The organism is Enterobacter cloacae complex sp. GF14B, from assembly GCF_004136805.1.
Classification (GTDB): domain Bacteria; phylum Pseudomonadota; class Gammaproteobacteria; order Enterobacterales; family Enterobacteriaceae; genus Enterobacter; species Enterobacter hormaechei_C.
Window position 1 is genome coordinate 86,635 of sequence record NZ_QFRV01000009.1, and the last position, 12,234, is coordinate 98,868.

14 protein-coding genes, 1 tRNA gene and 1 riboswitch are annotated in these 12,234 nt (G+C 54.8%); of the genes, 8 read left to right on the forward strand and 7 right to left on the reverse strand.

Annotated features, from left to right (window positions below):
• Positions 1-35 precede the first annotated feature (35 nt).
• Genes DD606_RS05305 through DD606_RS05315 form a run of 3 tightly spaced genes read right to left on the reverse strand, consistent with a single transcriptional unit; the run spans position 36 to position 2,829 of the window.
• Positions 36-797, reverse strand: coding sequence for an ABC transporter ATP-binding protein (locus DD606_RS05305; RefSeq protein ID WP_129258350.1), 762 nt, complete (start codon positions 795-797; stop codon positions 36-38).
• A complete protein-coding gene (locus DD606_RS05310; protein WP_022650751.1) occupies positions 794-1,825 on the reverse strand; it encodes an iron ABC transporter permease in 1,032 nt (343 codons plus the stop codon). The genes DD606_RS05305 and DD606_RS05310 overlap by 4 nt, the downstream gene beginning before the upstream one ends.
• A complete protein-coding gene (locus DD606_RS05315; protein WP_032657972.1) occupies positions 1,822-2,829 on the reverse strand; it encodes an ABC transporter substrate-binding protein in 1,008 nt (335 codons plus the stop codon). Before DD606_RS05315 ends, DD606_RS05310 begins: the two co-directional genes overlap by 4 nt.
• A gap of 173 nt (positions 2,830-3,002) precedes the next feature.
• Between DD606_RS05315 and DD606_RS05320 the strand changes: the two genes are divergently transcribed.
• The gene (locus tag DD606_RS05320) at positions 3,003-4,616 is read left to right on the forward strand and encodes a mechanosensitive ion channel family protein (RefSeq protein WP_129258352.1); all 1,614 of its coding nucleotides are present in this window, start codon (positions 3,003-3,005) and stop codon (positions 4,614-4,616) included.
• A 40-nt stretch (positions 4,617-4,656) separates the two neighbouring features.
• Here DD606_RS05320 and DD606_RS05325 read toward each other — a convergent pair whose 3' ends face one another.
• Positions 4,657-5,175 (reverse strand): LuxR C-terminal-related transcriptional regulator, encoded by a 519-nt coding sequence (locus DD606_RS05325; protein WP_032657976.1) that lies wholly within the window; start codon positions 5,173-5,175, stop codon positions 4,657-4,659.
• A gap of 254 nt (positions 5,176-5,429) precedes the next feature.
• On the opposite strand from DD606_RS05325, the gene DD606_RS05330 reads away from it, so the two are divergent.
• Positions 5,430-5,517 (forward strand) — tRNA-Ser (locus DD606_RS05330).
• A 42-nt stretch (positions 5,518-5,559) separates the two neighbouring features.
• Here the strand turns inward: DD606_RS05330 and DD606_RS05335 are convergent.
• The gene (locus tag DD606_RS05335) at positions 5,560-6,561 is read right to left on the reverse strand and encodes a magnesium transporter (protein WP_109948744.1); all 1,002 of its coding nucleotides are present in this window, start codon (positions 6,559-6,561) and stop codon (positions 5,560-5,562) included.
• Between the two features lie 60 nt (positions 6,562-6,621).
• Positions 6,622-6,791: riboswitch (M-box (ykoK) riboswitch) on the reverse strand.
• 158 nt (positions 6,792-6,949) lie between these two features.
• Here DD606_RS05335 and DD606_RS05340 point away from each other — a divergent pair.
• Together DD606_RS05340 and agp are read left to right on the forward strand one after the other, a co-directional pair.
• Positions 6,950-7,450, forward strand: a complete 501-nt coding sequence (locus DD606_RS05340) for a DedA family protein (protein WP_003858113.1) — start codon at positions 6,950-6,952, stop codon at positions 7,448-7,450.
• Between the two features lie 92 nt (positions 7,451-7,542).
• Positions 7,543-8,784: a bifunctional glucose-1-phosphatase/inositol phosphatase gene (gene agp / locus DD606_RS05345; RefSeq protein ID WP_045331451.1), complete on the forward strand. Its 1,242-nt coding sequence runs from the start codon at positions 7,543-7,545 to the stop codon at positions 8,782-8,784.
• Positions 8,785-8,816: 32 nt separating this feature from the next.
• On the opposite strand, the gene DD606_RS05350 is transcribed toward agp, so the two are convergent.
• On the reverse strand, positions 8,817-9,044 hold the full coding sequence (locus DD606_RS05350) for a YccJ family protein (RefSeq protein ID WP_003858110.1): 228 nt from the start codon (positions 9,042-9,044) through the stop codon (positions 8,817-8,819).
• A gap of 18 nt (positions 9,045-9,062) precedes the next feature.
• Complete coding sequence (gene wrbA, locus DD606_RS05355) at positions 9,063-9,659, reverse strand: NAD(P)H:quinone oxidoreductase (RefSeq protein WP_099543892.1); 597 nt, start codon at positions 9,657-9,659, stop codon at positions 9,063-9,065.
• Positions 9,660-10,050: 391 nt separating this feature from the next.
• Between wrbA and DD606_RS05360 the strand changes: the two genes are divergently transcribed.
• From DD606_RS05360 to DD606_RS05375, 4 genes are all read left to right on the forward strand, one after another.
• Entirely contained in the window at positions 10,051-10,221 is a 171-nt protein-coding gene (locus tag DD606_RS05360; protein ID WP_001273664.1) for a general stress protein, read from the forward strand.
• A 116-nt stretch (positions 10,222-10,337) separates the two neighbouring features.
• A complete protein-coding gene (locus DD606_RS05365; protein ID WP_045894130.1) occupies positions 10,338-11,243 on the forward strand; it encodes a DMT family transporter in 906 nt (301 codons plus the stop codon).
• A gap of 73 nt (positions 11,244-11,316) precedes the next feature.
• Positions 11,317-11,586, forward strand: a complete 270-nt coding sequence (locus DD606_RS05370) for a DUF1778 domain-containing protein (RefSeq protein WP_001303459.1) — start codon at positions 11,317-11,319, stop codon at positions 11,584-11,586.
• A 6-nt stretch (positions 11,587-11,592) separates the two neighbouring features.
• Positions 11,593-12,114: a GNAT family N-acetyltransferase gene (locus tag DD606_RS05375; RefSeq protein ID WP_032670168.1), complete on the forward strand. Its 522-nt coding sequence runs from the start codon at positions 11,593-11,595 to the stop codon at positions 12,112-12,114.
• The last annotated feature ends 120 nt before the right edge of the window (positions 12,115-12,234 follow it).

Here is a 12,234-nt window from a genome sequence, read left to right on the forward strand (position 1 = left end):
ATCGCAGGGGTTTTTGCTTTTGCGCCAGTCTTCCGTCATGCCACCATGTTGTAGCTTATCGTGATCCCGGCGTCGGCCTTGCAGACCTGAGCTTTTACGCACCAGGTGTCCTCGATGTTTACCGGCGTCAGAACCGCTTCGGGCGCGCCCGTGGCGGCGATCTGCCCGGCCTTCAGGAGGATCAGACGCTGGCAATAATTGGCTGCAAGATTGAGATCGTGCAGTGCAACCACCACCGTAAGCGGCAGCTGTGAAACGAGCCGCATCAGCTCCAGCTGGTGCTGAATGTCCAGGTGGTTTGTCGGTTCATCGAGCAACAGCACCTGCGGCTGCTGGGCCAGCGCGCGGGCTATCTGGCTTCGCTGGCGCTCTCCGCCAGACAAAGAGTGCCATCGCCGCTGGCGTAAGCGGCATAACTGCATCAGGCCAATCGCCTGCTCAACCGCAGCCTCATCGTCGCGCGAGGTTTTCTGGAATGTTTTCCGGTAGGGCGTACGCCCCAGTCTGACAATGTCCTCAACGGTCAGTTCTCCGTCGACCTCAGCATGTTGCGGGACAAACGCCATGTGCTGCGCGCGTTTTTTCAGCGGCATCATGCCGAGCGTTGTGCCATTAAGCGCCACGCGTTCGCTGAGTCGTGGAAACAGCCCGGCGAGACAGCGCAGCAGCGTCGACTTGCCCGAGCCGTTTGGCCCTAACAGGCCGATAATCTGCCCGGATGGCAGGTCGAGATCGATATCCTTAAGCACCGTCTGCGCTTGTCGGGTTACGGTTAACCCGGCCACAGTAATATTCATGGATGCTCCTTTCGGTTTTGATAAAGCAACGCCACAAAGACGGGGGCGCCCACCAGCGCAGTCACTACCCCGATGGGCAGAACCTGGTGCACAATCAGCGTGCGTGAGACGATATCGGCGAGGATCATAAAGTGGGCGCCGATAAGAAACGTCAGCGGGATCGAGCGACGATGGCCCGGCCCGCATAGCATGCGCGTCACATGGGGAATGACCAGCCCGACAAACCCCACTGCGCCGGTGGCGCTCACCAGCGTTGCGGTAACAATGGCACAGGTCAGCAATAAGACAATACGCACGGCGGTAACCGGGATCCCCAGCGTGGTGGAGACCTCATCCCCGAAGGTGAAGGTGTCCAGCGCCCGTGAAAAGAGCAATACCACCAGTAAACCCGCCAGCGTAACGGCCAGCGCCAGCAGCGCGTCAGGCCAGCGCACGCCGCTCAGACTTCCCAGCAGCCAGAACATGACGCTACGGGACTGCTCGGCATTGGCGGACGTGCTGACGACGTACGCGGTCATGGCGTTGAAGAGCTGGGTGCCCGCAATGCCAGCCAGCAAAATGCGCGACGGGCTTTCACTCATCCCGTTTGTTATCACCATGATGAGCGCAAAGGCGGCGCATGAGCCGACAAACGCACCGCTGCTCACGCCAATCACGCTTCCCCCCATGCCGAGAAGCATCACGCAGACGGCCCCCAGCGAGGCGCCCGCGGAAATCCCCAGCAGATAAGGCTCAGCCAGAGGGTTACGCAGGATCGACTGTAACACCAGCCCGCACATCGCCAGGCCGCCGCCGTTGCACGCGGCCATTACTGCCCGGCTCATGCGATATTGCCAGACGATACCTTCCTCCGTTTGCGGCAACGCATAAGAGGTCAAACCCAGTCCGTTGAGGATCGCTTTCCCGGTACTGGCATACGACACCGGCATATCCCCGATACTGGCGGCAAAGACCAGCATCAGCGGCAGCGCCATGGCACCTGCTGCCAGTAAACCCTGCTGGCGGCGGTCAAAAGCGAAATGACTCATTGTTCATCCTGGAAAGAAGCCAGCCGATCGCTGATAAGCTCAACCGCATCGACGTTACGCAATGAAGGGTTTAACGACATCGCTGGCACCACGATGATGTGGTTGTTCCTGACCGCAGGCATGTTCTTTGTCACCGGGTCACTGCGCAAGAACGCTTTTTTTACCTCAACCTCATCGGCAGGATAGAGCCTGCGGGACATCCCGGCGATAACAATCACGTCCGGCTGCGATCGGGCAATATGTTCCCACGTTACAGCGGGCCATTCGTCGTGAGAGTCAATAATGTTCTTCAACCCCAGCGTGCGGCTGATCCAGCCAGGCGCGCCGTAATTCCCCGCCACCCAGGGATCGCCATTCAGACGGCTGCTGGAGAACCAGAATACGACGCTAAGTTGTTTCGCGGAGGCGCGCGCCTGGGCCTTTTTAATACGCTCCGCCAGCGCACGATTGAGCTGCTCACCTCGCGCGGAAACATCAAAAATCGTCGCCAGATCTGTCACTTCCCGTGTAATTTCCGCCAGTGAAAACGGCGCGCTACGTGCTCCGTCTGCGTTTGAGGTTTCCGTTACCGTTTTATCCGTGCAGTCGGCAGGGGAGATCCACGTATTAATCCCCAGCGACGCAAACTGTTCACGGGTTCCCACTTCTCCCTGCGGACCAATGTGCCAGTGATACTGCGCGAGAACGAGTTCAGGTTTCTGCCCTACCACGGCCTCAAAGGAGGGGGAATTATCCGCAAGCCGGGGGAGGTTTTTCCCGGCATCCTCCAGCGTGGGTGGCAGCGTGCCGAACCAGACTGACGTCGCGGCGATCGTTTTCTCCAGCCCCAGTGCGAGCAGTAATTCTGTTTCATGCTGACCCACGGTCACGACGCGCTGAGGAGCCTGCGTAAAGGTCTGCTTTACGCCGCAATTTTCAATCGTGAGGGGCCAGGTGGTTGCGGCGAAAGCGGCAGGTGCCATGAAGAGCAGTGAAGCCAGAAATAACCCTTTTTTAAGTAACATAGAACGCAATCCGAAATTGTTATGTTATAACATAATACATATATTGCGATTGAGAGCAACACGCTCACCGTCGCTTGTTGCAGAAACGAAAGGCTGGACTATTCTCAACATACCCACCTGGCATTCGCGGGTTGCCTGAAAAATAACAAGATTTCTGACCTGGGGGAGTGAGGATGAAAAAGATCCTGCTCGCGTTTGCGTTCTGTTTTGCCGCCCTGAGCGCCTTCTCATCGTATGCCGCAGAGCCCCGCCAGGCGCCTACGGAGCAGGAGCGCGCCCGAACGGTCTATATCTTCCATCAGCCCATCGTCATGCTACAGGCGAAATTTGGCCTGACCACGCCGGAAGAGCGCGTTTTACGCATCCGCAACACCCTGCGCAATTTTACCGAGGCGGATGTGCGTGAGCCGCTCAGCATCGTCCCCGTGACCCGCTATAACCAGCAGGGACGGCTGATAGTGATGAACGGTAAGCCCGTGATGCTGCTGACGGAAGGGGATTTGGACGAAGGGGACGATCTTACCCTCGATCAGGCCGCACAGCGCGTGCTGGCGCGCATGGAAGCGCAGAGAATGGCGCTGCGCGATCAATACGATTCCGGCTGGCTGGCGCTGTCGACGGTAAAAACAGCCGCTGGCCTGCTGGCGCTGTTGCTGCTCTGCTACGGCGCGTGGCGATCCTGGCGCTGGTTTCGACGCGTCTACCGTCTGCGTATTGTGGAGAATCGCAGCCGGGTGCCGCAAAGCTGGCGGCGGTACATTGGCGCCATTGAGATTCGGCTTTACGCCTTGCTGATGTTCCTGCTGGGTTTGATTGGCTTTTACGTCTGGCTGAGCTGGGCATTCAGTCTGTTTCCGTGGACGCGGGTGTGGGGCACGTCGCTGGGAGACTGGACGCTTCGCGTGGTGCAGCAAATCGCCCTGGCGATTGTCTCGGCCTTGCCGGGGCTGACGATTGTTCTGATCATTTTCCTCATTACCGCTTTTATTCTGAAGCTTCTTAAGATGGTGCTGAATCAGGTGGAGGCTGGTCGTCTGCAACTTCCCGGCGTACATCCGGAAACCGTGGGGGCTACCCGTAAGCTCATTTCCGTTGCCGTCTGGCTATTTGCTCTCTCCGCCGCCTGGCCGTTTCTTCCCGGTGCAAACTCGCTGGCGTTTAAAGGTATTAGCGTCTTCTTTGGACTGATGTTAACGCTGGGTTCGGCAGGGGTGATGAACCATGCCATGAGCGGTCTGGTCCTGATTTACTCCCGCGCACTGCGTAAAGGCGATGTCATTCGGGTGGCGGATAACGAAGGTAAGGTCAGTGAAATTGGCATGCTGGCGACCAAAATTATTACCCGGGAAAATTATGTCGTTACCGTGCCCAACGCGGTGGTGGTGAGCGGTAAGATCACCAACCTGAGCGCGCTACAGCCCGATGGCAGCCTCAATCTGACGGTCAGCGTCACTATCGGTTATGACACCCCATGGCGTCAGGTGCATGCCATGCTGGAGCTGGCCGCGAAACGGGCAAAAGGGATTGACCTTTCCGAGCCGCCGCTGGTGCGCCAGTTAGGGTTAATGGACTGGTATATCGCTTACGAATTGCAGGTCCGCCTGCTGCCCGATCAGTCCCTCGCGGTTGCCCGCAATGAACTGCATAGCCAGATACAGGATGTGTTTAACGAATTTAACGTGCAGATCATGTCCCCGAATTTTGTTATGCAGCCAGAGGGCAGCGTGATGGTTGCCAAAGAGAACTGGTATACCGCGCCAGCCAAACCCCCTCAGGGCGAAACGTGACGGCCCGGTTTTTCCGTGGCAAGGCAAAATGTTACAGCTTTTAATCGACGATCGCCGATTTTACACGGGTCATTGCCAGAATGTTTTTTGAGCGCATATTTAATTTCTCGATGATCCTCACGCGGTAGGTGCTGGTCGTTTTTTGTGACAGTTGCAGCTTTTTCGCGATCTCATGGTTTTCCAAATGAAACAGCTTCAGCACGTCATACTCGCGTCGCGTAAAGGAGTGTGTCCTGAGCGCCCGATAAAAACGCATCAGCTGCTGAAAAGGGTGAGCAGTAAAATGCATCGACGAATAGATAATATTATCGATTCTCACTGCGCGGTTGGCTTCTATCTCATGCATCAGGACAATGTAATCACGCTTAACTTTTTTGACCTGCCGAATGGTTTTATTGCGTAACTTATCCTGTTCAATCGCAATGATAAAATCCATCGCCTGATCGACCCCATCAAGATCGTGAATATCCGCGTCATCGCGAATCAAATGGGTTGATGTCAGGGAGCTTGATACACCATGGCAAAGGTAATAGTTATCACTGATAAATAAAAAATTCATAATCGTCGTTAAATAAAGTCATGGCTAATCTCTTATCGCAGTGATCCACGGTTAATGGGTGTTGTGCGAAAAAGAGTCTAAATGACCACCCGCGAATCTAATAAACGTTATGAATGTAAAAATAAATGTTTACATTTTAACCAGTCGATGACGAAGAAATCAGCGGGACGGAAGGGGACGACGAAAGACGTGTAACGTTATGCAATTTCGTGCTTTACATCATGCTCAGAGATGTTTATAGTGCGCCTCACTTTGGAAGCGTGGCCGAGCGGTTGAAGGCACCGGTCTTGAAAACCGGCGACCCGAAAGGGTTCTAGAGTTCGAATCTCTACGCTTCCGCCAAATTCGAAAACCCTGCGATAGCAATATCGCAGGGTTTTTTCGTTATTCCAGCCCCAGCGTATACTGCGCAATTTTGAAGTAGATAATCAGCCCGGTGCCGTCGATTAGCGTGGCGATAAACGGTGCGGAGACCACCGCTGGGTCGATTTTGCAGCGTTTCAGTACCATCGGGATCACCGACGAGACGATAGCGCTCCACAGCGTAATGCAGACCAGCGTCAGGCTGACGATGAGCGTGATTTCCATCCCAATGCCCATCATCCAGGCGCGAACGCAACCCGCCAGACCCAGCGTGGCGGCAATCATTAACGAGGTGCTCATCTCTTTGCGCAGCACGCGACCCACATCGCGAAGGTGGACTTCACCCAGCGCCATGGCGCGCACCAGCGTCGAGGTGATCTGCGTCCCGCTGTTTCCGCCGGTGCCAATCAGCAGCGGAATAAAGAACGCCAGCGCAATGGCGGATTCCAGCGCCTCTTCAAAATGCTGGATCACCGAGCTGGTATACGCTTCCGCGACAAACAGCAGCAGCAGCCAGACGGAGCGTTTCTTCCACAGGCTAAAGGCGCTGGTTTCCAGATAGGGCTTCTCCAGCGGCAGCGTCGCCCCCTGAAGCTGGGCATCTTCAGTAACGTCATCTTCCAGCAGATGGGCGATTTCACGCTCGGTAAGGCAGCCCACCAGCTTGCCGTGGGTCACCACCGGAACTACATCCGCACCCGCGTGCGCCAGCACCCCGGCGACATCCGCCCGCTCATCTTCCGGTTTGAGCTGAATAAAATCCGATATCATCAACCCCTTAACGGGCTGCACGGTGTCGGTGGCCTGCAACAATTTGCGTACGGCGATCAAACCCGCGAGGCGACCGTTATCTTCGATAAAAATATGCGACGGAATATCATCATCTTTTAATTTTTCAAAGAACTGCTCGCGTGCCAGAGCCACGCATAATGAAATATCAATAACGATAAAATCGGTATTCATATATTGCGCGATGGCGCTGTCGTTAAAAGCCAGGTTTTGGTTATGAATAGCGTAAGACATAGTAAATTCCCTTTGAATAATAAAATCTCTCAGGGGCGAGCAAGACAGGGCATGTCGGAAAGGAGATCCCCACGTCCTGGGTTCAGCACTGTACACCGTATCCCGCTAGGGAAGTTATACTGACAAAGCCTTGATTCGACAGTGCCTGTTTTACCCTGTGCCGGTTCTCTCGAACCCACCAGAGCGATAACGTTTATTTGTACAGGAGCCTCGCCATAACGAGATCGTTGTAAAACGAGAGGGATAATACGCTTATTTAAAACTGCTGCTGAGGAATTTTAATAATGTTGAAGAACGGTTTAAATGAATAGTATTAAACGCATGTTGAGGTTTTATTTAACTGTTTTCTTTTTAAATGGAGAATTCATTTGTTACCGGAGAGAGTAAAATGGCATGGCTGGACACGCTGCTGGATCATTTTGCGCATTATCCGACGCATCTGTTCGCGCTGCTCGTTGTTATGGCGTTGAGTAAATCGACGGTGCTGGTCTCCTCGGTGCTGCCGCCCGCATCGGTCATGCTGATGGCGGGGATCGCCGTCAGCCAGTCGAGTCTGCATCCCGGAATGACGTGGCTGGCGGTGGTGATGGGCGCTACGGCAGGTTCGGTGCTGAATTACCATATCGGCCAGCTGATGGGGCATACCCGGCTGGTGTCACGCCTCACCGCAAAACATGCCGATAAGATTCTGCGGGTACAGCATCAGCTGCAAAAGAACGGCGTAGTCGCGCTGTTCACGTCGCGTTTCCTGGCGGTGCTGCGTTATATCGTGCCGCTGGCGGCCGGCATGCTCAGGATGAGCGCGATGAAGGTTTACGTCGTTAGCCTGCTGTCAGCCTGCGCATGGGCGGCGCTGTATGTCGGCATCGTCACCGGCATCAGCATCTGAACGTATTCATCAGTTTGAGAAATGCTTCCCGAAAAAACGGTCACCAGTCTGTCACACTCAGCGTAACGATAAAAACGCATGAGGAAAAAGGGATGAGAAAAGCACTACTCGCTGTCGCCGTGGCAGGAACGCTTTCAGTGACGTTTGGGGCGCAGGCACAGGACACGCCGGATGGCTATCAGCTGGAACAGGTGCTCATCATGAGCCGCCACAACCTGCGCGCGCCGCTTGCCAATAACGGCAGCGTGCTGGAGCAGTCCACGCCGAAGCAGTGGCCGGAGTGGGACGTCCCGGGTGGACAGCTCACCACCAAAGGTGGCGTACTGGAAGTGTATATGGGTCACTATATGCGCGAGTGGCTGGCAGAGCAGGGAATGGTGAAGACGGGTGAATGCCCGCCAGCGGATACCGTCTATGCCTACGCCAACAGCCTCCAGCGCACCGTGGCGACCGCGCAGTTCTTTATCACCGGCGCGTTCCCCGGGTGCGATGTTCCTGTGCATCATCAGGAAAAAATGGGCACCATGGACCCCACCTTCAATCCGGTCATTACCGATAACTCCCCTGAGTTTCGCGAGAAAGCGCTGAAAGCGATGGAGACGGAACGGCAGAAAATGCATCTGGATGAAAGCTACAAACTGCTGGAACAGCTGACAAACTACAGCGACTCGCCGTCCTGCAAGGAGAAAAAAGTCTGCTCCCTGACGGAGGCGAAAGATACCTTCAGCGCCGATTATGAAAAAGAGCCGGGCGTCTCCGGGCCGCTGAAGGTGGGTAACTCGCTGGTGGATGCGTTCACGCTACAGTATTACGAAGGCTTCCCGACAGACCAGGTGGCCTGGGGGGAAATCAAAACCGATCAGCAGTGGCGCGTGCTGTCGAAGCTGAAAAACGGCTATCAGGACTCGCTGTTTACGTCGACGGAGGTGGCGCAGAACGTGGCTAAACCGCTGGTGAAGTACATTGATAAAGCGCTGGTGACCGACCAGGCAAAAGCGCCAAAAATCACCCTGCTGGTAGGGCACGACTCTAACATCGCCTCGCTGCTGACCGCGCTGGACTTCAGGCCTTATCAGCTGCACGACCAGCAGGAAAGAACCCCGATTGGCGGTAAAATTGTCTTCCAGCGCTGGCATGATAAAAACACTAACCAGGAGCTGATGAAAATTGAGTATGTTTACCAGAGTTCAGATCAGCTGCGTAACGCCAGCGTACTGTCGCTGCAATCCCCTGCGCAGCGCGTGACGCTGGAGCTGAAGGGCTGTCCGGTGGATGGCAACGGCTTCTGTCCTGTCGATAAATTCAATGCGGTGATGGATAACGCGGCGAAATAGAAAATAACCCCCCGCGTGGGCGGGGGGAACGTTCAGACGTTTTTACGTTCGATGGTTTGCTCGCCCCAGAACAGCGAGTCTTTGTCGGTTTTTTTGAAGGCGCGAACCAGCACTTCATCGTTGCCTTCTTCCCAAATCTGTTCAGCCAGCTTTTCGTCATAATTGGCGACTTCAAAGATGGCTTCGGCAATCTCCGGAGAGGTATTGCGTAAACTTGCCCATTCGCCCACGTGGTGAGCTTTGGATTCTTGAGTTGGCATACTTGTCCTCCTGTTAGGTTAGCCGTTCAGTTTTTTGGCAAGACCCGCGACGTATTCACCCTGATAGCGGGCGATTGAAAGTTCTTCATTGCTTGGCTGACGTGAACCATCCCCACCGGCAATGGTGGTCGCACCATACGGTGTCCCGCCACGAACCTGGGAAACATCGAACAGTTCCTGCGCGCCGTAGCCAATCGGCACAATGACCATCCCATGATGGGCAAGAGTAGTCCAGGTGGAGGTGATCGTCTGCTCCTGGCCGCCGCCCGTGCCGGTAGAGCTGAACACGCTGGCCAGCTTGCCGTATAACGCGCCGGAGGCCCAGAGCCCGCCCGTCTGGTCGAGGAAGGTGCGCATCTGGCCGGACATATTGCCGAAGCGGGTCGGGGTGCCGAAGATAATGGCATCATAGTCCGCGAGCTCCTGCGGGGTGGCGATCGGGGCGTTTTGTGTTTTCCCCCCGGCTTTGGCGAAGGCTTCCGCCTGCATGGTTTCCGGTACGCGTTTAACCACGACCTCAACGCCGTCTACTCTGTTTGCGCCTTCTGCTACTGCGTGAGCCATGGTTTCAATGTGTCCATACATGGAATAATAGAGCACCAGAACTTTTGCCATTTTGCATCACTCCTCGTTGGTTTTTCTTACAGCGGATCGCTGCGTTACTTTAAAGATATGACATCACGGCCAGACTGCAAAAATGAACGGCATTTATTTGATATATAACAATATCTTTTCGTTACGTGCTTTGTAGCAAAATGAAACAACTTTCGCGGCGCGGATTTTTCAAAATATAAGAATGGCTTATGAATGACTTCCTCAATATTTCATACGAAAGGCTGAGATCATGTTGCAGAATATTACCTCTCGCTTGCCGGATAGCCGCATTACACTAAGCTTAGTTTCACGCGGCACAGATAAAGGCACTGTCCTTGAGTCGCGAGGTGAAAGAATCCTCTTTTACTGAATGCAATATGATGTCTAATGTTTCACACTCTGGAGGTTAGAGATGGCAAACCATCGTGGTGGTTCAGGTAATTTCGCTGAAGACCGTGAAAGAGCATCAGAAGCAGGTCGTAAAGGTGGCCAGTCTAGCGGGGGCAACTTTAAAAACGACCCTCAGCGCGCATCAGAGGCTGGTAAAAAAGGGGGTAAAAATAGCCACGGCAGCAACAAGTAGTACGCCGGGTTAACTCTCTGCCGCCGGGTTTCCCGGCGGTTTTTTTATGTCTGCTACATTGAACTGTCATCAAAGGCATCGCACACTACAGGATTGATTCTTCGTGCTGGTGTCCCATGTCCGTTTCCCGTTTTACCTTCTCCATTAAGCCTCAGGAAGCCATCCTGATTTTGATCACCATGTTCTGGGGCGGAACCTTTCTTGCCGTTCAGTACGCGGTCACGATGAGCGATCCGTTTTTCTTTGTAGGGCTGCGTTTTGCAACCGCGGCGGTTGCCGTGGCGCTTATTTCACTGAAAACCCTGCGCGGATTGACCCTGAGAGAGCTTAAAGCGGGTGTCGCCATTGGCGTGGCGATTGCCATGGGTTACAGCCTGCAAACGTGGGGGCTCCAGTCTATCTCCAGCAGTAAATCCGCCTTCATCACCGCCATGTACGTACCGCTGGTGCCGCTGTTGCAGTGGCTGTGCCTCGGCAGAATGCCGGGCCTGATGTCGTGCATTGGCATCGTGCTGGCGTTCATCGGCCTTATTTTATTAGCCGGGCCGGAAAATAATCTGCTGGCGCTGGGGCCGGGGGAGATCATCACTCTGGTGGGGGCCGTCGCCATTGCGGCAGAAATTATTCTGATTAGCGCCTGGGCAGGAAAAGTGGACGTCAAGCGGGTGACGGTGGTGCAGCTTGCCACCGCGTCGCTGGTGGCGTTCGCGACGATGGTGCCGGCAGGGGAGTCCGTCCCGCCGATGTCTACCGGGCTTATCGTCGTGGCGCTGGGGCTGGGTATTTTCAGCGCCATTATCCAGGTTACCATGAACTGGGCGCAGCGCAGCGTATCCCCGACACGGGCGACGGTCATTTACACCGGTGAACCGGTGTGGGCGGGTATTTTCGGGCGACTCGCCGGGGAGCGTCTGCCGCTGCTGGCGCTGGTGGGCGCGGCGTTAATTGTTCTCGGCGTGCTGGTGAGTGAGTTAAAGCTCAGAAAGCGTCGGAATGCGGTGAACGATTTAACGGCCGAATAAGCTTTTGATTGAAATAAAGGGCAGGTTTAACTACGATGTGTACGGATGAAAACCGTACACGATAAATGAAACCATGCCAGCACTCAAAAAACAGCGTATCGATCTTCGCCTGTCGGACGAAGACAAAACAATGATTGAAGAAGCGGCAGCGATGACCAACCAAACGATCACCCAGTTTATGGTGAACAGTGCGTCAGAGCGTGCTGCCGAAGTCATCGAACAGCATCGGCGTCTCGTATTAAACGAAGCCTCATGGAATGCCGTTATGGATGCCATCGACAATCCGCCAGAGCCAAATGAACGCCTGAAGCGAGCGGCGAAACGTCTTCGAAACATGGAGTGAAGCGTCGTGGCAAATCTCACGATCGAAATGTTATCAGAGGGAACCGATTACGATTTCGGCGATTTCGATTGTGGTGAACCCTCGCTAAATGCCTTCCTTACCGAGCACCTGGTACGTCAGCACGGCGGGCGTATTTTACGCGGCTACCTGCTTAAAGAACGCGACCATCCGCGTGTCCTGGGCTATTACACACTCTCGGGAAGTTGCTTTGAAAAAGCGATGCTTCCTTCAAAGACTCAGCAGCGCCGCATCCCATACAGCAACGTCCCCAGCGTGACGCTGGGGCGTCTGGCTGTCCATAAAGAACTACAGGGAAACGAGTGGGGAACAACGCTTGTCACACACGCTATGCGCGTTGTTTATCTGGCGTCGCAGGCTGTTGGCGTCCACGGAATTTTTGTGGATGCGCTTAACGAACGGGCCAAACGATTTTATCTAAAGCTGGGGTTTATCCCGTTGGCAGGTGAAAACAGCAGTTCGCTGTTCTTCCCCACGCAATCTATCGAACGACTGTTTGAGCAGGCGTGATCGCTCTTAAGGAACATGCACGTCGGGTAAGGCGTCGCCGTCACCCGACGTGTAGATTTCATGGATCCTGAGTCGCCACGGCGCCCTGCGGCGCGGCAGCCACCCGGCGGCTCAGCAGGG

Coding starts and splice junctions, on each gene's coding strand:
- DD606_RS05350 (WP_003858110.1), bottom strand. CDS start 9,044: ATGCCAACTCAAGAATCCAAAGCTCACCACGTGGGCGAATGGGCAAGT.
- DD606_RS05340 (WP_003858113.1), top strand. CDS start 6,950: ATGGCATGGCTGGACACGCTGCTGGATCATTTTGCGCATTATCCGACG.
- DD606_RS05315 (WP_032657972.1), bottom strand. CDS start 2,829: ATGTTACTTAAAAAAGGGTTATTTCTGGCTTCACTGCTCTTCATGGCA.
- agp (WP_045331451.1), top strand. CDS start 7,543: ATGAGAAAAGCACTACTCGCTGTCGCCGTGGCAGGAACGCTTTCAGTG.
- DD606_RS05360 (WP_001273664.1), top strand. CDS start 10,051: ATGGCAAACCATCGTGGTGGTTCAGGTAATTTCGCTGAAGACCGTGAA.
- DD606_RS05320 (WP_129258352.1), top strand. CDS start 3,003: ATGAAAAAGATCCTGCTCGCGTTTGCGTTCTGTTTTGCCGCCCTGAGC.
- DD606_RS05365 (WP_045894130.1), top strand. CDS start 10,338: ATGTCCGTTTCCCGTTTTACCTTCTCCATTAAGCCTCAGGAAGCCATC.
- DD606_RS05305 (WP_129258350.1), bottom strand. CDS start 797: ATGAATATTACTGTGGCCGGGTTAACCGTAACCCGACAAGCGCAGACG.
- DD606_RS05335 (WP_109948744.1), bottom strand. CDS start 6,561: ATGTCTTACGCTATTCATAACCAAAACCTGGCTTTTAACGACAGCGCC.
- DD606_RS05310 (WP_022650751.1), bottom strand. CDS start 1,825: ATGAGTCATTTCGCTTTTGACCGCCGCCAGCAGGGTTTACTGGCAGCA.
- wrbA (WP_099543892.1), bottom strand. CDS start 9,659: ATGGCAAAAGTTCTGGTGCTCTATTATTCCATGTATGGACACATTGAA.
- DD606_RS05370 (WP_001303459.1), top strand. CDS start 11,317: ATGCCAGCACTCAAAAAACAGCGTATCGATCTTCGCCTGTCGGACGAA.
- DD606_RS05325 (WP_032657976.1), bottom strand. CDS start 5,175: ATGAATTTTTTATTTATCAGTGATAACTATTACCTTTGCCATGGTGTA.